The 23,462-nt window shown below is 54.6% G+C and carries 18 protein-coding genes; all 18 read right to left on the minus strand.

Annotation, left to right across the window (positions count from 1 at the left end; genetic code table 11):
• Positions 1-5: 5 nt before the first annotated feature.
• The 18 genes from ACWHYZ_RS15740 to ACWHYZ_RS15825 all read right to left on the minus strand — a co-directional run bounded on the left by ACWHYZ_RS15740 (position 6) and on the right by ACWHYZ_RS15825 (position 23,437).
• Positions 6-1,076, minus strand: a complete 1,071-nt coding sequence (locus ACWHYZ_RS15740) for a FemAB family XrtA/PEP-CTERM system-associated protein (protein ID WP_447983627.1) — start codon at positions 1,074-1,076, stop codon at positions 6-8.
• The gene (locus ACWHYZ_RS15745; RefSeq protein ID WP_447983628.1) at positions 1,076-1,927 is read right to left on the minus strand and encodes an XrtA system polysaccharide deacetylase; all 852 of its coding nucleotides are present in this window, start codon (positions 1,925-1,927) and stop codon (positions 1,076-1,078) included. Before ACWHYZ_RS15745 ends, ACWHYZ_RS15740 begins: the two co-directional genes overlap by 1 nt.
• A 22-nt stretch (positions 1,928-1,949) precedes the next feature.
• The gene (locus ACWHYZ_RS15750) at positions 1,950-3,179 is read right to left on the minus strand and encodes an exopolysaccharide biosynthesis polyprenyl glycosylphosphotransferase (protein WP_447983629.1); all 1,230 of its coding nucleotides are present in this window, start codon (positions 3,177-3,179) and stop codon (positions 1,950-1,952) included.
• A 487-nt stretch (positions 3,180-3,666) separates the two neighbouring features.
• The gene (locus ACWHYZ_RS15755) at positions 3,667-4,299 is read right to left on the minus strand and encodes a response regulator (RefSeq protein ID WP_447983630.1); all 633 of its coding nucleotides are present in this window, start codon (positions 4,297-4,299) and stop codon (positions 3,667-3,669) included.
• A gap of 22 nt (positions 4,300-4,321) precedes the next feature.
• The gene (locus ACWHYZ_RS15760) at positions 4,322-6,307 is read right to left on the minus strand and encodes a GAF domain-containing protein (protein ID WP_447983631.1); all 1,986 of its coding nucleotides are present in this window, start codon (positions 6,305-6,307) and stop codon (positions 4,322-4,324) included.
• A gap of 148 nt (positions 6,308-6,455) precedes the next feature.
• Complete coding sequence (locus ACWHYZ_RS15765; RefSeq protein ID WP_447983632.1) at positions 6,456-8,669, minus strand: GumC family protein; 2,214 nt, start codon at positions 8,667-8,669, stop codon at positions 6,456-6,458.
• Between the two features lie 17 nt (positions 8,670-8,686).
• Positions 8,687-9,955, minus strand: a complete 1,269-nt coding sequence (locus tag ACWHYZ_RS15770) for a hypothetical protein (protein WP_447983633.1) — start codon at positions 9,953-9,955, stop codon at positions 8,687-8,689.
• A gap of 99 nt (positions 9,956-10,054) precedes the next feature.
• Positions 10,055-10,669 (minus strand): polysaccharide biosynthesis/export family protein, encoded by a 615-nt coding sequence (locus ACWHYZ_RS15775; protein WP_447983634.1) that lies wholly within the window; start codon positions 10,667-10,669, stop codon positions 10,055-10,057.
• A complete protein-coding gene (locus ACWHYZ_RS15780; RefSeq protein WP_447983635.1) occupies positions 10,666-11,343 on the minus strand; it encodes a polysaccharide biosynthesis/export family protein in 678 nt (225 codons plus the stop codon). The genes ACWHYZ_RS15775 and ACWHYZ_RS15780 overlap by 4 nt, the downstream gene beginning before the upstream one ends.
• Before the next feature lie 358 nt (positions 11,344-11,701).
• Positions 11,702-13,381, minus strand: coding sequence for a DNA repair protein RecN (gene recN, locus ACWHYZ_RS15785; protein WP_447983636.1), 1,680 nt, complete (start codon positions 13,379-13,381; stop codon positions 11,702-11,704).
• A gap of 148 nt (positions 13,382-13,529) precedes the next feature.
• The gene (trxA, locus tag ACWHYZ_RS15790; RefSeq protein WP_447983637.1) at positions 13,530-13,877 is read right to left on the minus strand and encodes a thioredoxin; all 348 of its coding nucleotides are present in this window, start codon (positions 13,875-13,877) and stop codon (positions 13,530-13,532) included.
• 329 nt (positions 13,878-14,206) lie between these two features.
• On the minus strand, positions 14,207-14,728 hold the full coding sequence (locus ACWHYZ_RS15795; protein WP_447983638.1) for a hypothetical protein: 522 nt from the start codon (positions 14,726-14,728) through the stop codon (positions 14,207-14,209).
• 29 nt (positions 14,729-14,757) lie between these two features.
• On the minus strand, positions 14,758-16,992 hold the full coding sequence (locus tag ACWHYZ_RS15800; protein WP_447983639.1) for an amylo-alpha-1,6-glucosidase: 2,235 nt from the start codon (positions 16,990-16,992) through the stop codon (positions 14,758-14,760).
• Positions 16,993-17,088: 96 nt separating this feature from the next.
• Positions 17,089-19,458, minus strand: a complete 2,370-nt coding sequence (locus tag ACWHYZ_RS15805; protein ID WP_447983640.1) for an LPS-assembly protein LptD — start codon at positions 19,456-19,458, stop codon at positions 17,089-17,091.
• 1 nt (position 19,459) lies between these two features.
• The gene (locus ACWHYZ_RS15810; RefSeq protein ID WP_447983641.1) at positions 19,460-20,713 is read right to left on the minus strand and encodes a bifunctional folylpolyglutamate synthase/dihydrofolate synthase; all 1,254 of its coding nucleotides are present in this window, start codon (positions 20,711-20,713) and stop codon (positions 19,460-19,462) included.
• Positions 20,714-20,866: 153 nt separating this feature from the next.
• Positions 20,867-21,703, minus strand: a complete 837-nt coding sequence (accD, locus tag ACWHYZ_RS15815; protein ID WP_447983642.1) for an acetyl-CoA carboxylase, carboxyltransferase subunit beta — start codon at positions 21,701-21,703, stop codon at positions 20,867-20,869.
• Positions 21,704-21,796: 93 nt separating this feature from the next.
• Positions 21,797-22,585 carry a 3',5'-cyclic-nucleotide phosphodiesterase gene (locus ACWHYZ_RS15820; RefSeq protein WP_447983643.1) on the minus strand — a complete coding sequence of 263 codons (789 nt, stop codon included), beginning with the start codon at positions 22,583-22,585 and terminating at the stop codon, positions 21,797-21,799.
• Between the two features lie 156 nt (positions 22,586-22,741).
• Positions 22,742-23,437 (minus strand): HoxN/HupN/NixA family nickel/cobalt transporter, encoded by a 696-nt coding sequence (locus tag ACWHYZ_RS15825; protein ID WP_447983644.1) that lies wholly within the window; start codon positions 23,435-23,437, stop codon positions 22,742-22,744.
• Positions 23,438-23,462: the final 25 nt, after the last annotated feature.

Here is a 23,462-nt window from a genome sequence, read left to right on the forward strand (position 1 = left end):
TCCGGTCATGGAATATTGCGCACGATCCACGGACCTACCGTATTGGCCACCTTCAGCGGCAACTTCTTCCACATCTGAACTGCGAAGGCGTAGCGCGGATTTTGCGGGGTCAGGTTCGGCAACGACCCTGTGGCCGTCCAGTATTCCCAGAACTGTGGAACCTCCGCAGCGCCCCACTGCTCTTTGAATTTATACGGGCCCGACCCCGGACTACTGCGGCCAAAGTCGAACTTGCTAAACCCGGCTTTGATGGCATGCTGAATCAGCTCCCAATAGAGTCGGTGGTTAGGACACCGAGGCAAGGCATCGCGTCGAGAAGCCGCCCATGGCACCTCCAGTGTCCCACGATGTGCGATGGCAATCGCTGCGGCAACGACGGTTTCTTGGTCGCGCACGGTGAATACCCGGCAGGCCTCGGGAAACACCTCGAAGAGCTTTGTGAACCATGCGCGGGCATAGACCGGTGTGCCGAGATCGCGCATATTTCTCGCAAAGACCTCATAAAAGGCACCGACTTCCGCCGCCCCGCCGACTCGAATAGACAAACCCGACAGTTCTGATTTCCGAATTTGATTGCGCAACTTTGCATTGAATGCTTTCCACTGCGCCTCAATGGTTGGAGCGAGCGTGAGCGTCATACCGACCTTGTGTTGTTTCGCCTGTTCGATAAATCCATGCGAGTTCAGGTGCCGTGCCTCGAGAGAAGTTACACCATGCTCCCGCGCCGTCTGAATGGCCGCATCCCACAGGGCTTCTTCGATGTCAGCCGAGTCGCCTAATAAACCGCCGTAATTCACAAAAGGCATCGACACAAGGACACGGCCGAAGAGCGTTGACTGCATATGGACCAAAGGAAAGACACCGAGGATCTGATCCCCCGATACCATCGCCAGGGGAAGAACGCGATGGCCGAACACGCGGGCAATCAGCGGCAACCACTCGAAGCGATGGTAAAACGTCGCGCGCGGATGTGAACTCACATACGCGTTCCAGGCCGCTGGATGATCGAATAGCACAACCTCTAGCGCCGCCGAGGCCACCCTGTGCACGGTCTTTCGTTGAAGATCGAACCGCATCAGGCGACCCGTTCACGAGTCAACTGCAGGATCGGTGCAATGGTCTCGCAGATGGAGCCGAATCTAAAATCGCGCAATAATCGACTGAGTCGGGCTTCAGTTTTGTGAAGGTTCAGGTAATGCCGGTACCGAGACAATGCCGACACCTGGAATCTAGGCTGTCCCGGATCGATTTCCCATGGATGCAGGTAGACCACCAGCGGATGCCCGGCAGATTCGATGGTCCGCAACCACCGTCTCAACAGGCGATATGGCCATAACCGGAAATAGCCGCCACCGGCTACCGGCAGCCGCATATTCCTGATCGGAAGGGTCGAAGGTGGAATTTCCCAGATAGGCCCTGCGGCCGTCATGAGGCGATGGCAATGGGGATTCGCGCCATGAAGTCCATAGCGATCATGCCACACAGGAAAAATGCTCGAGTCGTACAGGTAGCCTTCCTCCACCAAGATCCGTAAAGCCCACACCGTGTCTTCCATAATCGTGAAGCTTGGCGCGCGATAGCCGAAGATCGGCTCGCCGAGAATCTGTTCCAGGATCTGCTTTGCTCGCCGGATATCGGCTCGAAACTGGGACGGCGTGAGGGCGGTCAATACCTGGTGAGCATACCCATGCGAAGCAACTTCATGTCCCTGTGTCCGGATCGTTCGTATCAGGCCCGGGTGACGTTCCGCCACCCAGCCAAGCACAAAGAAAGTGGCTTTTGCACCGGTTTCTGAGAAGTGCTCCAACAATCGATGGGTAGTCTGCTCGACACGGCTCTCGTATGCCGGCCAGTCCTGAGCCGTGATAAACCCCTCAAAGGCTGACACGTGGAAATATTCCTCGACATCGATGGTTAATGCATTCATAAGTGAGGTCCTGACGGTCGGCCTAGCGGGCCCCGGATTGAGAGAGAACGGTGCGGATCGTTTTCAACGCAATCAACCCATCCAAACGTACGGACATATGTTTAATGTAGTAGAGGTCGTATTGCAGCTTCTCTGCAGCATCCTGAACGGTCGCGCCATAGCGGAACTTGACTTGAGCCCATCCTGTGATGCCCGGCTTGACTGCAAGCCGATAGGCGTAATACGGCACGTCTCTTGTCAACCGCCCGATAAATTCCGGCCGCTCCGGCCGCGGACCCACCATGCTCATGTCCCCTCGCAGCACATTGATGAGTTGAGGCAATTCATCAATACGATATCGGCGCATGAATCGTCCGACGGCAGTGACACGTGGATCGTGTTCCTCCGCCCAAATCGCCGCGCCATTCTCCTCGGCATTCGTCCGCATCGAGCGAAACTTCAGGATGGTGAATCGACGTCCTTGCCACCCGACTCGCTGCTGCCGGTAAAATACCGGTCCTGGCGAACTGAGCTTGACGAGAATGGGCAGCAGAACAAAGAGTGGAATGGTCACGAGCAGGGCCAGGACGGCCAGAAGCACGTCTATTGCACGCTTCACCGTCCGTGATGGCCATCGAAAGCCACCGTGAAATACGAGGTAACTGGGAGTAAGTCCCTCTAGGGCAATTTTTTGGTTCAACCGTTCGTAAAACTCTACGGCGTCCTCAACGACCATGCCATGAAACCGGCAGGCTAACAGCTGATTCATCGGAAGCCCCCTCCGCTCGGTCATGGTCACGACGATTCGGTGGATCCCGTCTCGCACGGCAATATGCTCGAGTCGCGCTAAAGATTCGGCGGCATGATTCGCACCATCAATAACATCAGGCGTCTCCGCGACACACTGCTTGTAAAGATGTCCGACCAGTTCATAAGATGGATGGCGGTCGAGCGCAGCGACGATTCGGTCTCCCAGTGGGCCATCGCCGAGCACCAGAACACGTTTTCGGCGCACGCGGGTGTTCCGGTCCTCCGGTGCCAGCGCTCCGTCATTCGCAGTCGCTGAACTCTTCCGGTACTTCCATACCCAGCGCGCCGTAAAGGGGGATACATCGGACGCCTGTGTACTCCATACAGCGTCTTCCAGTGAGGGGATACAATGCTCACCGGATCCAAATGCCTTCCAGTCCAACGGGTGATGCATTGGCACGTTGTCCAATTCAGATGAGCCGAATCGGACTACATCTGAAAAAGTTTCCTCCGTCTCGGCCATAGCCAACCACCTTCGCTTTGTTCTCTGATCCTCAGACTGACTGCTGCGTGCATCCTAATTGGCTCTGGGGGTGCACAACATCAGAAAAGCACTGGAAGCAATGTAGGAATTCTCACGATCACCTGTTAGTAGTATTCTTACAAACAGTAGGTGGTACGTACTTGTACATTGAGCCTACGCTGCCCCTAGCTGGACACTCCATTGAAGTGACTAACGGGGAGTGTGTACGTAATCGAGGCCTTTCACGACCTTTTGTTCGGCGCAATGCACTGAAGATCCTGGCACTCTTGCTCCGGGGAAGACGCTCTTCTGCTACCTGATACTCGAACTTGGGATGTGATCGGCCGCAGGGGATATCGCATGGACGTCAAATGTGTCCGATGGGATCGCCACCTGCGCGACGACTCGATTGAACTACAAACTGCTACCTAAGATTTATTGACTTGAGGCGGGGCTACCGAATGCTGCGAGATGAACGGACGCGGGATTAGTCGATTAAGCCTTCACGGATGACATAATGCGTCAATTCAGCATTATTCTTCATCTTCATTTTTTCCAGTATGCGGGCGCGATAGGTGCTAATGGTTTTGACGCTTAAGGACAATTTATCTGCGATCTCTTTAACTGTCTTGCCCAGGGCGATCATACAGAGGACTTCATACTCGCGATCTGAAAGCGTCTCGTGCAGAGGTTTACCGGAATCAGATTCTAAGTCGAATGCTAGCTTTTCTGCGAGCGAGGGGCTCACATACTTGCCGCCGGTCACGACCTTACGAATGGCCGATACAAGCTGATCGGGCGCGCTGTCTTTCGTGAGATATCCGTATGCGCCGGCTTTGAGCACACGGACGGCATATTGATCTTCGGGATGGACGCTCAGGACCAAGACGGGAAGACTGGGCCGCTCCCGTTTAATGTGCATCAGGGTATCGAGTCCGCTTCGTCCAGGCATGGCAATATCGAGCACGACCACATCGACATTGTTGGACCGGATCTTGTCCAACACTTCCTGCCCGTTCGTCGCCTGGGCCGAGACGATAATGTCCGGCGTCTCCGATAAAATCTGCTTCAGCCCTTCCAAGACGACGGCATGGTCATCGGCAATCAATACTTTTATCATAGTCCGCTCCGTCAACATCGTTTCACTGTGATGAGTGTACACTCAACGTGGTGAGTTTGAGTGCAATCGATTCACGGAAAATCCAAATCCGGCCATCACACCGATCGCCCTCTTTTCGTGGTTTCGATAACCGTTCTACCATTCGCCCATCTTGGAGTTCCAGAATATCATAGCTCTCCGCATCAGGTTCGTTGCCCAGCTCACTCATCGTTCTCAGCAGTACATCGGGAGTTTTCAGCTGCCGCATCATCCAACCCATCAGCTCTTCCGTCAGCCTGGATTCTGTCACGGCATCCGGCATATTCCACATCGCCACCAGACGTTGATTGAAGTTCACCAGGTTCCCTTCGCCATCGACAACGAGAATGCCATCCGCGGTCGACTCTAAGACCGTATCAATTATCGCCAACAGGCGCTCAAGATGCTCCTCCCCGGCTGCCTGTTGAATCACTGTTTCGAGAAGTTCAACCATGGCGCGTAACCCCTGTTCCTCAGAACCCGACCACACTCGTTCTGTAAAGCAGTGGTCGAACTCGATGAACCCCCACCACTCGCCGCGGATACGGAGCGGCACAACCAAGACGGTGTGGATGCCGCATGACATTAACGCAGCCGCCTCAGCAGCGGGGAAGGTGGCCACGGCGCCGCTGATGACCTGTCCCTGCGCCAGCGTATGCTCCCATCGGGAAAAGCCTTTTGCTCTGAGCGACCAACTGAACCATTGGGACCACTCCGTCCTGGCCACCTCTCCCAATCCAATCCATTCATAACGCCGGCTGGCCCACAGTTCGCCGTCTTCTCGATGGTTTTTAAAAAGACACACACGGTTGACCTCAGCCAGCCGTACCCATCGCCGCAGTTCTTCCAATCGTGCCGGATCCACCGTAAGGGGCTCGACCGGTATGAGACGTTGATTATCCGCACGCGACGGCTCAGGCTTACGAAGCCGAGAGCCGGGTTCCTTATTTTTTCGACCTGCCGGCTGCAACCGAGATGTCACGTGAGGTGCTACCACCGTGGTCGCCGCTGCGATTCCTGCTCGCGGCGCCGAGGCCTTCTTGAGTCGGCCGATAATCCACAGCAGAATCGCAATGAACGCCAGGAGTCCCATGCCACCCCATATCATGGTAGTAGCTACCAACCGATGGAACGGCGTGAGAATCGCTTCCCGATCCGTCCTGACGAGAAGTGTCCATTGCCATCCGGGGACTTGACCGTATCGATTCACCGGCGAGTATCCCGTTATGACAGACACATGCCGTTCGGGGTCGAGTTCTTCCCGGTACCCTGCCTTTCCTAACCCATTCGACGTTGCTTGCGCGGCATGCTGACCCGAGAGCTTTTCATGAAGACTCGAATCGTACAGAACCACACCGTCGTTCGTCATGAGCTGGTAATCGAGTCTCGCATCCGGTGATCTCAGCGCCGGCGAACGCCGGGCTCCCTCCAGAATAAAGTCCAGACTCCGTAAGCCTACCTCCAACACGACGATACCGAGCACCTGGCCTTCGTCCCCCATAATCCGTGAAGGGAACAGCATCGTCCGATGAGTATGATCAAAGAGATCCTCACCGCCCAGGTTTAAACGTCCGTCATCCACTAACCTCTTGTACCGAGCATGTCGGTCAGGGTTCTCCCTATTCGGTAAGGAACCTGTCGAGGCGATCACTGCCCCATTGCCATCCAGTACGTGAAGATTCATGTACTCCGGCCATGTCGATTTGAGACTACCGAGGTAGGTCGCGAGGGCATCGGGATCTGAGTGGCGTAAAACGGGGCTTTGCGCAATCGTCCGACTCTGTAAATCGTGTTCGAACAGCAGACGGTTCAAGGATTCTGCAAGTGCCGTCGCAGATTGAACGAGCCCGCGTCCTGCGGACTCCACCAACAATCCTTCGATATGGTGCCCGGCTGCCTGGAGTCCAAAACCAATTCCTAGACTGAGCGCGAGCAAAATCGCTAAGAGGCCGACGGAGTATATCCAATAAGCCCTGGGAAGCTTATGCATAGAATCAGCTTTGGTCACCTTCTTGACCCACTTCCCGAACGGACATGCTACTTACACACTGTCAGTACCGGCATAAGAACATTGCAGTATCATAAGAACATCGAGGGCGCCAATGCAACTGATGCGAGAACTGTGGGAATGCGGGCCCTCACAGTACAGGAGGCGGTTCGGCAATCGCATACCGACCGTAATACTGATGCCGCGGCGTCACCAAATCGTTCAACACCACGCCTTCAATGCTTCCTCCCGACAGAAATCGCAGAGCCTCGGCGACCACACCCTGTGGTGTCTGCTCTGCCCGGACAACCAACACAATCCCATCGACGACTTCGGAAAACAGGTTCATATCGGCCATCGGTAAAATAGGCGGCGCATCGAGAATCACAATGACGCCCCGACTTCGCAAATCAGCCAACAGTTCCTGCATTCCCACTCGTGTCGCGGTCAGCCCTCGGCTTCCATGCTCCACCGTACCGGCAGACAGGATGCGAAGATTGGGGTGGGTGTGCTGATACAGCGCCTCATTCAAGAGACACTCGCCGGCTAGAACATTAATCAAGCCGCGCTCGTCTTGCAATCCCATACGAGTCGACACCTCAGGATTGCGTATGTCGCCGTCAATCAGAATCGTTTCTTCAAGATAGTCCCGAGCAAGCGTAATCGCGAGCCCTAACGCCACCGTCGTTTTTCCTTCGCCGGCCAGGGAGCTGGTCACCGCAAGTATTTTGGCACCCTTTTTCTCACGGACCTGCACAATTCGGCCGGCTAAGACACGAAACTGTTCAGCGCCCAGCGCATTCATATGCGCTTGCAGCACGCGTTGCGATTTACCGCCTGTGGGCAGTTTATGCATCAAGGCTCTGTTCCCGTTTTCTGCACTCCCGGACACCAGTTTTAGCCGCTCAAACCATTGTCGCCATCCGGTGACTGCAGGCGTACCGTTTCGGCCGTTGCTATGGTCGTGTCCTCCTACCATGAACATATGAGGAATCGTGGCCAGCATCGGTAACCCAAGAGAGCTTTCGATTTCTTCTGGACGACGGAACGGTAGATTCCTGAAATCCAGCCACCAGATCGTCCCGCCGCCTAGGACCAACCCGGCCGTGATGCCCGCGAGAAAGACACGCAGAGGATCCGGTTTGACTGGCTTGATAGGCAGATTCGCAGGGTCGAGCACACGGAATTGTTCGCCTTTCTGCCGCTTCTCCATTTGTTCCGTGATTTTTGCCGATTCTTTATTGGCGAGCAAGGCCTGGTAGCGCTTATTAGTCGTCTCGTAGTCTCGCAGAAGCGTGCTCAGTTCCTGTTCGCGGATCGGCATCTGCTCCATCCGTTGTTCCAAGGACTTGATTTGTGCCTGAACCTCGCTTGCGCGATGGCGCCGAACCTTGATTTCTGCATCAATCGTGCGCAACTGGGAATCCATGTCCGAGCCGCTGACCACTACATCTTCTTCCAAATCGTCCGACGACGGTCCCCGCGCGACCCTGGCTTCCAGATCCTTGATTTCCCGTTTGACACGCAGGACATCGGGATAGCTCTCTTTGTACTCGGATAACAGTTGCGCCAGTTGTTCCCTGAGTTGGCGGAGACGTCCCTTGGGAGAGAGATGAATGACGCCACCCGGCGTACCGGCCGACGTTTCGAGGGCGTCACGCATGATCTCCTTTCGTTCAACGAGCATCCGCAACATATCGTTCTGCGTTTGCAACTCCATGGTGAGCCGATCGAGTGTTCGGAACATTGCCTCCTCTTGTTGCGGCAGCTGCCCGATATGCTTTTGCTTGTATTGACTTATCGCCTCCTCCTGTCGATCCAGCTTTTCTTTGAGCCGAAAGAGCTCCTGCTCCAGAAACTCCGACGTTCCTTCCACTAATTGCTCCCGTACCTTCAAGTTTTCTCCGATAAAGAGTGCAGCCAACTTATTCGTGACCTGCATCGCCAATGCAGGGACATCGCTATCGTAAGAAATGGTGAAGGCCTGTATGTTCCGATGGAACCGATCGTCCACCATCGTGATCTTGATATCCCGACGCATCAAATCAATCACGTCCTCGAGCGGCTGGCGCTTCAATTCGTCGTCATAGACGTGAAACTCCTCGATGATTTTCTGCAACAGCGTTCGACTCAGGATCTGTTGCTGGATTGCGATCAGACGTTCTTCAATCGTATCCACCGCCATCGGTTTAATATAATCGGTGGGGACTTTCTGGGATTCTACAAGGATCAGCGTGCTGGACCGATACACTTTCGGCAACAAGAGAAACGCGACTCCAGCCCCTACCAAGCCCACGACAATCCAGACCAGAAACACCCATTTGCGTTTTTTTAACACATCGAAATAATCAGCAAATTCGAGCATGGTAGTCCCACCGCACCTTATTGGGGTTGGAAGAAATTGGGCCATTCCTTACGGAGCGTCACACTGAAGACATCGCGGTCGAAGTTGAAATCGGTCCCGCTAAACGAATTTTTGGTGACCATATGCATATAGTTCGCACTCACGAACCACGTCTTGCTGAAGGCATAACTGATGCCGGCACTGCCGCCATAACTGTCGAAATGTAGAGGAACGTTCCCGATCGCTTCATTCTTCGCATAATTCAGGGCACCGTTCACCGATAAGCGTTCGGTGAACTGATGGATGAACGACGCCGATACGACCTGGCTGAGGAGAGGGGTCGCGGCGATGAAAAAGCTGGGAAATATCGAACGGGAGTATGAAGCGATAAACGTCGTGTTACGCTCCTGATAGGTAATTTGACCCGACGCGAGATATTGGAGGTTGCTGTTACCGGTGAAGACCGTAAAACCGCCTGTCGCATTGGCGCTTAATTTTGGAGAAAATTTGCGCGTCCACCCGACCGTTCCTCCTTCTGTATTGAACATGCTTGAAAATCCACTAGGCTGGCTAAACGACATATGGGAATAATTAAAGTTGACGTTGATCGTGTCGCGCGGCGTGACTTGAAACTGCGGTCCGGCGCCGAGCGTCAGATAATTAGTCGTGAAAAATCCTTGTCCGGGCGTCGGCGCGAAGGTGGTCCCAAATTGCATGTATTGATGTTGAATGGAGCCCGTCAGTGACGTCACCGGTGTCAATATGTACTGACTCTTGATGCCCGCCACGTTGATCAGTGAGTTGGCACGCACGGCTTGCACGCCACGTATGAAATTTGCCGGCGCACTGAGCTCGGTCGTCGACGCCGTCCCGCTACCTACGGCTGGCACCGGAGAGAAGAACGCCGGCGGTTGCGGCGTATACGTCACATAATCGGTAACCGCCAACTTCCACCTCTTATCAACCAGCGCAGTTAATTGATCTAGGCCCACATTAATGGACGTGTTGACTGCCACGTAATTCAGTCCCGGGTTCCTTACGTACAGTGACGCCGGAAGACTGATCTGCCCCCCGCCATCGAAGAACCGACTCTTGTGCTCGGCTCGGATCTGCGGGGTGAAGGTTGTGACATAATCTTGCAAATGAGCGCCGGAGGTGATGAAAAATACATTGGTATCGTACGCTTCGGTTACGGACAGCGCCGGAATGAACCGCGTTTGGCCGTAAGCCGAAGATGCGATTGCTGCAAGGCCCAGGATGGCCCCATACGCTACCCCCGTTAAAAAGCGCATGCCCCGACGCGACATCTCCGGCCTTCATGAGAGGCTGCCGGGATGCCCTGCCGGCTTACACTCAATCGACGCTGCCTCGTTTCTTCAGTGTGACCGAATTTCATTGCTCACCCACTAGGGAACCACTAAGGTATCGCCAGGGATGAGAATGGCATTGTGGGTCGAATCCTCCCCGGACACGATTTCATCATAGTCAATGGGAATGCGAACCTCGCTGTCCTTGTCCGGCAACTTTCGCAGAAGAAACATTTTGCTCTTGGCAGCATACGGTGTGAACCCACCCGCCAGCGATACAGCTTGCAAGACACTTGTAAACGACTTCAGCTGGTACTTTCCCGGATGCGCGACCTCTCCCAAGACAAACACGCCATAACTATTCACTTGCTGAACCACGACCGACACATTGGGATTTTCTTTGTATTCCTTCAACCGGTTGACAATTTCTTTGGTCAATTGATCCGGTGTCAGCCCCACGGCTTGGACATCGCCGATCAACGGCAAGGAAATTTTTCCGTCTGGCCTGACTGTAATAGTTTTCGACAAATCCTGATTGCGCCAGACAATGATCTCCAAGACGTCCTCGGGCCCGATTTTATAGTCACCGGTCGCGTAGGTCGCATTGGCGATGGCAGCCGGCTCCGGTTTGGGATCGAATGGATTGCAGGCGGCCATCGAGAAGGCCACGACACAGCAAACCAAGACGTTTGCGCGCAGACTCTTCATACTCATTGAGTGAGAACCATGGTTTCTGCCGGCACGACAATCGTATCCCCGGGCTTCAGGATGAAATTCTGATTGTTGCCGTCTCGCAGGACGATATCATCATAGCTGGCTTTCAATTTGATTTCATTTTTTCCTTCGCCCCACCGAAAGATGACGATTTTATTGCGCGCCGCGATCGGTGTGAAACCACCGGCCATGGTAATCGCCTGCAGGAGCGTCGTCTTACTCTTGAGATAGTAGCGTCCCGGCTTTTGCGTCTCCCCTAATACATAAATCCCGTAACTGTTCACTTGCTGAAGAATGACGGATACGGTCGGAGTTTCCTTAAACTGTTTCAGTCTATTTACGATGTTCGCGGTCAATTCAGACGGCGTCAGACCGGTCGCTTCAATATCGCCCAACAAGGGAAGCGAAATTCGGCCATCCGGTCGAACGGTGACAACCTTCGATAGGTCTTGATTCCGCCAGACAATGATCTCGAGTACGTCCTCGGGCCCAATGTAATATTCGGATGTCACGACCAAAGAGTCCTTCTCGAACTTTTCCGAGGCATGCCCATCCGCGCCCGCCGCAGCTGGGCGCTTGATTTGGGGAGGACTTCCCTGAGGTCCGAGGGTCTGCGCAAACGTGGGGACCCCGGAGGCACCGAGCAAAGTACCCATGGTTATGATTACAGTCATTTGCTTTCGCCATTGATACACGACTGTCACCTCCTCCTCACGCTAGAACGTGCCATATAACTGTCGGTGAATGAGATCAGCCAATGACATCTTCAGAGGGTTTATACCCCCATGAAGAGATCGACGTGGTCCTGGTTGGGCGCGAGCACGACTCCGTTGTGTATTCGTCTGACGTAGGAATGTTCGAGTCTCTGTCTCAGAGATGAAAGTCACGCATCCAGGACTGTTGGGATGGGATCATACGCAGCATATGGCAATCGCCATATCGGAAAACAGCCTTTTTTCCTGTAGGGGTAAACCAACTGAAAAGTCAGGATTAACTTACATGGAACTCCCCACGGTTAACGCCGAGCTTTGATTACAATGGATCCGCTTCGCTCATCATTTGCGCTGCGGCCTCGCGTACGGCCTTCGTCACCGTAAGCCCACCCACCATACGGGCAATTTCGCCTTGGCGCGCTGCCCGGTCCAACGGCGTCACCCGGGTTAGGATTCGCTTTTTCTCGATTGTCTTTTCCACAAGATAATGCGACGTGGCATGTGACGCAATTTGAGGGAGATGGGTGATGCACAGGACTTGATGATACTTGGCAAGAGCCCGAAGACGTTGTCCCATGACGGTCGCCACGGCGCCCCCGATCCCTGTGTCGATCTCATCGAAGACCAACACCGGAACCGTGTCGGTGTCCGCCAGGACCGTCTTGATTGCCAGCATCATTCGAGACAGTTCTCCTCCGGACGCCACCTTCGCTATGGGCATCAACGGCTCGCCCGGATTCGCCGAGAACAGCAACTCGATACGATCTCGTCCCATTGGACCATACACCCCATCTTCGGTAGGAAGAACTTTAATGTGTAGGCGTGTCTGATCCATTCGGAGCGCCCGCAGTTCCTTGGTGATACGCTTTTCTAACTGCTCCGCGGCATGTCGGCGGCCTTGCGTCAATTGTTCCGACAACTTGGACAACTCTCGTAGGTCACGTGCGACTAAGTCACGCAACTCAGCACAATGAGTTTCTGAGAAGGAAAAGGTGTCAAGCTGCTGCTTCAGCTCGTCTGCTTTCGTCAAGAGCCCATCGAGCGTCGTGCCATACTTTCTCTTGAGCCGCTGAATGAGATCCAGTCGCTCTTCGATCTGCATGAGCCGATCGGGGTCCTGCTCTAATTGCTGCTGGTACGCATGCAGCCGGTGCGATAATTCACGCAACTGCGCGCCCGCACCTTCGCACAATGCCGACCATTCTGACTGCGCAGAATCAATGTTGACGAGCTCCTTCAACCGTTCTCCGACAATGGCCAATCCGGACAGGACTGATTGCTCGCTTCCATACAAGACGTCATAGGTTTCCTGTCCGAGTTCCACCAACCGTCTGGCATGTGCGAGGCGTTGTTGCTCCGCGGTCAGCAACTCATCCTCGCCTACCGTAAGTGCAGCCTCCAACAATTCTCCATATTGGAATCGTATGAGATCTTCGCGCGCGCGCCCTTCATGAAAGACGCGCTCTGCTTCGCTCAGTTCATGCTGTGTGTGACGCCAGACATCGTACTGTCGTGTCACACGTTGGCGCAGGTCGACCAAATCGCCGAACGCATCCAGCAATTCCATCTGCATTTTGGGAGAGAGTAAGGACTGCTGGTCGTGTTGCCCATGAATATCGACCAATGTGCCCCCAAGCCGTTGAAGCGTATGAAGCGGGACGAGATTTCCATTCAGATAAATCCGATGGCGCCCTGAGCGTGACAGAATCCGGCGAACGATCACGTCAGTCTCAGCAGCGCCCAACAGCTGTTGTCCACGAAGCTCATCAAGCAAGATATGAGAGGCGGGAACAGCAAAGGACGCTTCAAGAACGGCTTCTTCAGCATCCGATCGAATCTGATCCGTCGCGGCGCGGCCACCCATCAATAAGGCAAGGGCGTCGACCAGTATCGATTTACCGGCGCCGGTTTCACCGGTCAGGACGTGAAAGCCCGTGGAAAACTGTAGGTTCAGGCGATCGATCAGCGCGAAATTTGAAATGCGCAACTCGGTGAGCATTACAAGCAGTGATGACGGCGGTACGGACAACAACGAGGGCAGGACGGAAGCGATGAGCGAAGAATGCGGACTAACGAGAGGGGCACGGTCAGGGATGTGTGCGCTCTATCCCCCATTCATCACTCCTCAATCCTCGTTCATGTGACATTTAGGCCGGTGAAGCGGACTGGGCGAGTAGCTGGTCAATAATGTCTTTGAATTGCTTCTTCGGGCGCGCTCCGATGAGCTTTTCGACTGGCTGACCGTCCTTGAAGAAGAGAATCGTTGGGATACTCATAATCTGGTATCGGCCCGCAACCTCAGGATTTTCGTCAGTATTCAGCTTCATCACTTTCAGTTTACCGGCATATTCACTCGCCAACTCATCGACGATAGGGGCCACCATTTGGCACGGCCCGCACCACACCGCCCAAAAATCCACCATCACCACACCCGGCGACTTGATCACTTCCGTATCCCATGCTGCATCGTCAACTTTCAACGCATTCGTTCCCACGGTTCCTCCTTCTTCAACTGATGTCGCTACGAGAGGTCATCGTAACGTACCCCCATTTTCGCTGTCAACCGGCCTAAAAACTCTGTAAACGGACTGAGGAAGGTATGCTGGGGCGTGCGGGTTCAGGGCAAAGGAAGCTCCGAGGCAACGCCACAAGATCTGCTACCCCTGAGGCAATTTGCACCCACGTAGAGAGAAGAGCACTAAATTCGTACGTGGCCTGCGCTTTCGCATCCTCTATCGTGCGATGCCAGTCCAACGAGCACCGTCTTCGTGTGCGCGTTGCGCGGGCAATAAGGCCCTCATGGCGGTCCCCCTTCTCCCTCCACTCACCAGTTCCATTCCGGCGGCACGCCGGCCCACCACTTTTCGGGCTTGGCGGCACGCCAAGCTTTTTGCTGTTTCCAGAGCTTGGCCACCGCAGCCTCATCCAATCGAGCCGCCATAGCCGCGGTCACATCGGATTGACGCTGTACACTACCTTGAATGACTTCTTTCGCAATACGGGCAAGCACCTCAGGTGGATCCACAAGATCTTGCGGGCCTTGGAACGTAAGATTAACGTAAAGCTGCTCGATCCCAACCCATCGATCAGTATTCGCCAAATGGTCGATGTACGCATCAATGGCATGATAGACGTATGTGACGTAGACATAGCTTTCCACCGAGGGTGAGTCGACGAGTTGCTGTAAGCACGCCTCCAGCGCATGCCGGTAATCTGCGGCTGCCAAAAATACTTTCGCGCGACGTAAATGATCGCGCGGCTGTTCTCCAGCGACCGCTCCAATCGCGCCGCTTGCCCATGCCCATATCAAGCAAAGCAGCACGATACGCCTGGCACTCCGATGCATAGTCACGTGATAGACCCAGAGGATGATAGCTAGACTCGCGGACTCACTGAACGGCTGGGCATCTGTCCCGCCCCTAACTTTTCGATGATGATCTGGCCATCCATACGAAGCACACGAATGCTGACGTCCTGAGGGTGACGTTCGAGTAGGAGATCGACTGTCGCCTTGCCGACTCGAAGATTTTCAATCCGGACTTCTTGCAAGAACTCCGGTAACGTCGGACCCGAAAAACGAATGCGCTCCTCAGCACCATGAATCGACAAACCGAGACAGGCCTGAAGCAAGAGAAACACCGACCCGGCAGCCCAGGCTTGCGGGGCACAGGCGACTGGATAAAGTGTTGGACCTTCTCCCGGCCGGCGAACAAACCCGCAAAACAATTCCGGGAGACGGTGCAACTCGACAAACAGCGACGCATCAAAGAGCCCCGTTAAAATGTCGTGCACCGGCTCCTTAAATCCGTAACGGGCCATCCCCCAGGCAATCAATGCATTGTCGTGTGGCCATACCGAGCCATTGTGGTAAGACATCGGATTATAGCGCACTTCGGACGCGGCTAATGTCCGAACCCCCCACCCTGAGAAAAGATCTTTTGACAAGAGCGTGTGGGCCGTCCTGGCCGCACGCTCGGGACCGGCGATGCCGGTCAACAAACAATGCCCGGCATTGGAAGCGCGAACATGGCACGGACGTTTCTGTCCATCCAGCGCCAATACATAGGTCGCTAATTTTTCTGACCAGAAAGCGGCCTCGAACCGCTGTTGCAGACCTTCGGCTTGCCGCCATAGTTCAGCGGCCTCCGTAGGATGCCCAAGGGCCATAGCCAATTGAGCAGCCATCCGCTTGGCTGCAAAGACGTAGCCCTGTACCTCACACAGGGCAATGGGAGGTTCTGCCAACACGCCATCGTCATAAAACACCGAATCGGCCGAATCCTTCCACCCCTGTTGAACAAGGCCCTTCGTCGAATGTCGGGTATATTCGACGAATCCGTCGCCGTCCACGTCGCCATACGTATCGATCCACCGTAAGCCCAATTGCACATGGGGCCAAATGGATCGGATAAACGCGAGATCTCCGGTGCGCTCGTAATAGGCCCCCGCCAACATCACAAACAGTGGGGTTGAATCCACGCTGCCGTAATAGCGCCCAAATGGAATTTCGCCCAACGCAGCCATTTCGCCGCTTCGTGCTTCATGAAGGATTTTTCCCGGCTCGGCATCTTGTTCCGGAATCACGGACGTGGCCTGTGTCGAAGCCAAATACGCGAGCACGCCTCTGGCCATGTCGGGCTTTGTCCACAAACACTCCAACGCCGTGATCAAGCCGTCGCGGCCGAACGGAGTGCTGAACCAGGGTACCCCGGCATAGGGATAGGGACCATTGGGCGTCTCAGTGCTCATCATCTGAAGGTCCGCAAATGACCGATTCAACCAATCGTTGAACCCTTCGTTCGACGTGAAAATGTGGCAGCCCTGCCGTTTCGCCTCGGCCAACACGTGAGTCGCTTCTGCGAGCGCCGACTGATAGACCACACGACGGGCAGCCGAGGAATGAGTTTCGCAGCTGATCGTCAGAAGAAATGTGATCTCTCCTTTGGATTCAAGTGGCGTCTCAAAATAGGCTTCGGACCCGACGATGCGCGTGGGGCTTGGAGTGCACTCCAACCGTGTGCGGCGAACGATTTTGTCGAGTCCTTCGTAGGTCATCACAATGGTGCCGCCGTGAATTGTATTGTCTAGCCGCCGTCCGCGATGCGGACGTTTTGCCCCGCGCACTTCAAAGATATCTGCAAAATCCGCGTCAAATTTCAGTGAAAAGGAAAAGTCGATAGGTACAAGGCCATAATTGAGCAGCCTCAAGCGCTCGAAGCATTTGCCTTGCCACAAAAACATCACACGTGAAATATGAAGCATGCCGCGTGGGACCGCGACCTCACCGTTGATGTAGGAATCCGGATTCGTCAGATCAACCGCCAGCAACCCATTATCCTCTCTCACCGTGGAACTCAGCAGCATGGGTCGATCTTTGCCCAATCGCAACTCGAGACGAGACAAATATCGCGTCCCCTCGTGGTAGAGACCCTGCACCCCTTGTCCGACGGGACGGATATCGCCGTGGCGGTCAAACACGATGAACGTATCATCCTGCTTGAGAACTCGTGTCCGGTCATCAGCCATGGACGACGTCGACAAAATATAAAACTGATCATTCACTCGAATGACATCGTCCGCGGTCATCTCTTGTTTGTGCTCCTGCATCATGGGACAACCTCGCCGTATGATGACATAGCGCTGCTCGGAGAAATCATAGTAAGCCAAGTACTGCTATTAAGACAGTAGGGGGCGTTCGGCATCTTGTCAAGGCAGCATCCCAGAAGGCGCTGCGGAGGCGGTCGAGCGCTTGCCGTAAGGAGACGGCCAAGGCAATGCGCGCTCACCCATGAGGAGCGGTTGGAGAAGGTATTTCATAATTTGAGTCCCGAAATTTTCCGTAGTTCCAACACCCGTCAGTGTCAGCATAAAATTATACTGGACCCGATCCGGGAATTGAATATAGTACAACCCTAACGACCAACACTCACAGGGATTCCGATACAGAGCGACGATATCTGTTTCCGGACTTCCGCCCCCCTGAAGGTTGTAGTACGTCCTGGCCCCGAAGGCCAATCCAAATGGGCCGCGCACCCCGGCGGCCAATGTCAAGAAGTTCAATTCATGGGTGGGCGCAAAGACTTCATTAAACGAAATCGGATTCCAGATATCGCCGCGCCGTGGCCGGAGTCCCTCGCGCGTGTGTCGTTGCCCGACTTCTAGGTACCACTCTCGCTCATACTGAAAGCGTAGATCGGTATTAAACTGGCTGAACATGTTCCGATAAGGATCATAAAAAGCATCGACCGTGAGCACATGGTCCACCATGCGAATCGCTCCGACCGGATTGCCGATGACAGCCCGGGTCCATAGATCGGAAAACTTATTCGTATGGATAGGGACCGTTGGCGGCTGAAGCGGTTGCGTCAGAGATCCGAAAGGCGGCGTGCCGGTGAAGAAAAAGTCACGCGCAGTATTTGGGGTTCCGCCGACATGATAACTTTGTGCAATGAGCAGATCCAACCAACTCGTTGTGCCACGTGACGTCTGTTTGAGCAACCGACTATTGATGGAATAGGTCACCAGATTTTTCTTGGGGAGATCATCGACCTGATCTATCTGCACGATATCCCCTTGTGGCGTACTGGGAACAAATTCGTAGATAACGTTCGGTTCAATCGTGTGCAAGAGGCTGCCTCCGTCTTCATAACGGAACCGGCGGCTCAGCTTCGACGATCCTTCCAGCGCTGCCCAGAACGTTTCACGGTGCGTCGTGCTCGTATCCGTCACGTTACGGCTGTAGTACACCTCTCGGAAACGCACTTGGGGCTTTAGGCCGATGACATGCCCGATATCCAACATGGGAGTGGAAATCGAGGGGACGATGTCGGCCCGATTTTGCGTAAATCCCTCGTTGCGATAGAAATTCGTCAAGGCCGACTCCAGACCGAAAAGGATGGGGCCGTCAAAAGGCGCAATGTTGACGAAATTCGTGCCGACTTCAGGCAATCGTTGAAACGTATCCTTACCGCCGCCCTGTAACGGTTGAAGATATTGGCCGGTGAAATAGAGATTGCCCACATCGAAGCGTTGGCTCACATAAAGCATGGAGTCGCCACTCGCTAAGGCTCGCTGGACGCCTGAATTACTCAATTGACTTAAATATTGTGGATCGCTGACGAGGAACACTTGCCCGTTAATGACCAGATCGGAATTCACATGTTGGCGATGCAGCCCTGAGAGAAGCGCCCGCGACTTATCGACCGTGGTGTCCTGTAGAAAGCTCATCAGCCACTGCCCGCGATTCACCGTATTGGGAACGACGCTGTTCATCGCATAGCGATACTCCAAATCCGTGCCATAGCCTCGATTGCTGAGGTAATTTGGCGCAATAATCACATCCTGACTCGGTGTCAGTGCCCAGAAGAAACTTTGCTGATAGGTCAACCCAAATAGCGTGTTGTACCCGATTTGCGGAATCAGAAACCCGCTTTTTCTGTTCGTCTGAATGGGATACAGAATTGAGGGCAGTGGAACGACGGGGACGTCATTGACACAAACCCGGACGGACCGCGCGTACACCCCTTCTCCAATATTTAGGTCAAGATCTTTGAAGGTAAACCGCCATGCCGGGACCTGTCCTTCCCTGGCATCGCAATTGGTAAACGACCCGTCTTTGGCTCGATAGTGGCTCTCTGAAAACCGTTGTAGCAACCGTCCCGTGATTAAGGTATCAGACTGTTTTAAAAACACTGTGCCATTCGTTAAGACACCGGCTTGGGTGTTGACATCGAGTTCCAGCCGTTCTGCTTCGACATCCGAATTCGGATCGGTCAGATGCACGGCGCCCTCGGCAATCATTGTTCCCGACAGAGTCATCAATGTGATGCGATCGGCCGTGAGCCGGAGTTGGCCCTGCGCGGCGACCGCATGTCCTTCCGCCTCGTACACCTCCAGATTTTGAAGGTACTGAATCTGATCCGCCGTGATCTCGATCGGTGAGCCGGAAGTCGGCTTGACGGCTACGGGTGAAGACGGTTCGGCAGAAGCCACCAGGGAGTCGGCACATAAGCCCAGTAGAAGGAGGACCAGCAGGCAGACGGAGGGACCATTCAACAACCCGAGTCGAAGGTCCATCTCACCCACGAAGTAGGGACACTTCGCATCCGCGCAAAAGGGCTTTGACTTCGCCGACAAGCATCAGCGAACCGGTGACACAGATGAGGTCCTGAGGCTCCGCGATCCGCCGGGCAATGGCTAGGGCCTCACCCGACGTGGAAGCGGAACGGACTAAACCAGGCCAGCCATCTAGCGTCTTTTGGATTTCTTGGAGAGTTGCGGCGCGAGCCATCTGGACCTGCGTCATGATCACTTCGTTCACCACCGGCAAGATGGCGTTGAAAAACCCGCCGCGGTCTTTGTCCCGCATAAAGCCAACGATGATAATAATTCGAGCGGCTGGATGGTGCGTACGATAGTGGCCGAGATAATCGGCAAGCGCTGCGCCGGCAGCCGGATTATGGCCGCCATCCAGCACCAGATCCGGACCATGCTCAATAAGTTCAAGGCGGCCTTCCCACGAGACACTTCGAAGTCCCGAACGCACCGCCGCCTCGCTCAACGAGAACCCTCGCTCCGATGCGAGTTCAATGAGCGCCAATGCACACCCCGCATTCTCCAATTGATGCTGCCCGGACAGCGGACAGGCGAGGTTGGTATAGGACACCTTCAGTCCGGCATAATCGAACCCTGCAGACGGATCGCCGGCCGTCCGGAACGCCCTCCCCCATTGATACGTGGATCCTGTGTGATGTGCTGCTACTTGCTCGATGACACCCCGCGCCTCGGAGTTCACGTTCCCCAGCACAACCGGCACGTGCGGCTTGATGATGCCGGCCTTTTCGAATGCAATGGCAGGAATGGTCCGGCCGAGGTAGGCTTCATGATCCAACGTGACATTCGTAATAACACAGACCAGCGGCGTCACTACATTCGTAGCATCGAATCGACCGCCCATCCCCACCTCGATCACCGCCACATCGACGTTCATCTCGGCGAAGTATCCGAACGCCATCGCGGTCGTGAATTCAAAAAAAGTCGGATCGAGCGTCTCACCCATGGCCGCACGAAGGCGTTCAGTCCAGTCGGCGACGGCGTCACGGGTCATCAATTCCCCATCAACACGAATCCGTTCCCGGAAATCGACCAAATGGGGTGACGTGTACAGCCCGACACGATACCCCTCGGCCTGCAACATGGACGCAACCATGGCCGCCGTCGAGCCTTTCCCGTTCGTCCCGCCGATGTGGAAGGTTGGATAGCTATGGTGGGGACGGCCTATCCGATCGAGCAGCGACTCAATAGTGTCCAGCCCCAGTTTAATACCGTGCATGTGAAGAGCGTACAGGAACTGAAGCGATGCGGCGTAGGTCATGGTCAAAGAGGGATATGGGGTAGAGGGGGATGAGGTATCGGAAGGATAAGAGCGTTGCGAGTCCGCCTCTTCAACTATTTCACCTTACCGCTTTATCCCTTTACCCCCTTCTCACAGATGGCTTAGCAACGTACTCAGAGATTCTTTCAAATATTTTCGTTCCACAATCATGTCCACCATACCATGATCGCGCAAAAACTCAGCCCGCTGAAATTCATCGGGTAGCTGCTGTTTGATGGTTTGCTCAATCACACGAGGACCGGCAAATCCGATAAGGGCCTTCGGCTCCGCAATGATGACATCGCCAAGCATAGCAATGCTGGCCGTGACGCCTCCGAACGTGGGATCGGCGAGAATACATACAAACGGGACACGGGCTTCGCCGAGTTTCGCGACCGCCGCAGAGGTCTTCGCCATCTGCATTAAGGAGAGAATCCCTTCCTGCATACGGGCCCCTCCGGACGTCGTGATCAACACCAACGGCAATTTCGCAGCTTGTGCCTTCTCGGCCGCGCGACAAAACTTCTCGCCTACGACAGATCCCATGCTCCCGCCCATGAATCCAAAATCAAACACGGCCAAGACGGCTCGCCGGCCGTTGATAGCGCCTTCGCCGATGACGAGCGCATCTTTGCGCCCCGTTTTCTCCTGCTGGGACTTCAGGCGATCGCGATACGATCGGCTGTCGCTAAACTGTAACGGATCGGAGGGTTCGACCTCCGCGTCCCACTCCTTAAATGTCCCCAGATCGGTGAGCAGCGTGATGCGCTCTGAGACCGATATTGGAAAGTGATATTCACACTTAGGACAGACCTTATTGTTCCGATCGACTTCCTTGCGGTATACGATCTCACGGCAGTGATTGCACTTCAACCACATGCCTTCGACGGATTTGGACCGAGGCGGTGTCTGCGGCGCAGCACCTTTTTGCTTCTTAAACCAAGCCATAGGGAACCCAACGATACGGGATGAGTGCTATGCGCCGACGGACACGATCATCTCGTCTTTCCGCATTGATGATGTTGCATTGCACCTTTAGCATTAGATAATGATCTCCTGGCCTTCGTTGAGAAAGCTGACGTCTTTGAGCCGGAGTTGCCGGACATCCCGCTCGATCTCTCCGCGCTGTCGCGGCTTCATATGATACAGATAGACAGGTACATCCGGACGGCCGAGCTTCAGCAATTCCTGCTCTAACAAAGCCGGCGTCAAATGCTTGCTGGCCAATGCAAGCTCCGCCATGTGATTTGGAAACGACGTTTCGATGAACGCGGCTTTCAATGTGGCTTCCCGGGCGGCCATTTTCCAAATCTCCTCGGTTGCGTAGGTATCACCGCTATACAGCATCGACGAGGCCCCTTCGCGGATGAGGAACCCGACAGCAGGTACGAGATGATTCACACGGATCGCGGTGACCTGTAAACCCGCTACCTGTATTGAATGTCCAGGTTCCACGACCCGGCATTCAAAGACCGGTTGCAGAGGGGTCGGTAATTTTAAGAAATTGGGATAGACGGTGTCATTGAAAATATGGGTCTGAAGACCATCGAGCACTTCCGCAATGCTAATCAGTGAGACAGGCCGGCTCGCGTGTTCACTGAGGTTGTCGCCAAAGGTCGGCAACCCTTGAATGTGGTCGAAATGCAGATGGCTCAGAAGAATATGCCGTACCGCCCGTTGTTCCTCGAAGGTCAGCACGGTGCCGATCGTGCCGGCATCCACCATCACCGTGTCGTTAATCAGAAACCCGCACGTCCTGCATTGGTGAAGTCCGCTCTTTTCCACTCCAAGTTGCTCAGACCCATGACAGCCCAGCACACGGATCTTCACGCACTCACCTCCTGCAGCCGTGTACGATTCGACAGACCGAGCCGTTCCTGCAGGGGGACAGGATAGCATAGGTCATTATCTTTTCCTATTCGATTAGGCAGGAAGGCTTAGCGGCTGGAACCTTTCAAGTCTTACCGTGCAGCGGCTGCACTCATATCAAAAATTGAAATGCGTAATCATCATCGTGAGACCGAGCCCGACACTTCCAAGACTGGCGAGTCCCTGAACCACATGCTGCACACGTCGTCCGAACGTGCCGGACAATACCAGCGGCGCACTGATAAGGAAGCCAAGGAAGACCATCCCGATGATGGAACCGGTCCCGAAGACTAAGATATAGGCGATGCCTTGCCACATCGTCTGCACTGTCGACAGCACCATGAGCATGAGAGCCGCCGAGCCCGCCAATCCATGAGCCATGCCTATGAGCAATGGACGCACAGACAGGTACATCCAGTGATGATGCCGATGGTCTTCGTCGTTCTGATGACTATGGAGATGCAGATGCCTTTCACCATCGTGCTCATGCGTATGAAGGTGCCACCGCTCCTGATAGATGGACCAGGCCAGGGAGCCGCCCAAGATGACCAACATGATTCCGATACCAAATTCCAACGTCCGGGCCACTGACTCCGGAATGGTGACTTTCAGAAAAATGACCACAACGCCGACGAGGAGGAGCATCAGCGTGTGGCCAAACCCCCAACACAACCCGATAAAACCCGATGTCTGTAAGCAGGGACGCTTGGAGAGAATCGTCGACACAGCCGCAAGATGATCGGCGTCGAGGGCATGCCGTGCCCCCAACAAGAGTCCAAATCCGAGGATAGTAAGGAATTCAAAATCCAGCATCAACCGTATCTACAGCGGAAGTGGC

The organism is Nitrospira sp. Nam74, assembly GCF_965152615.1.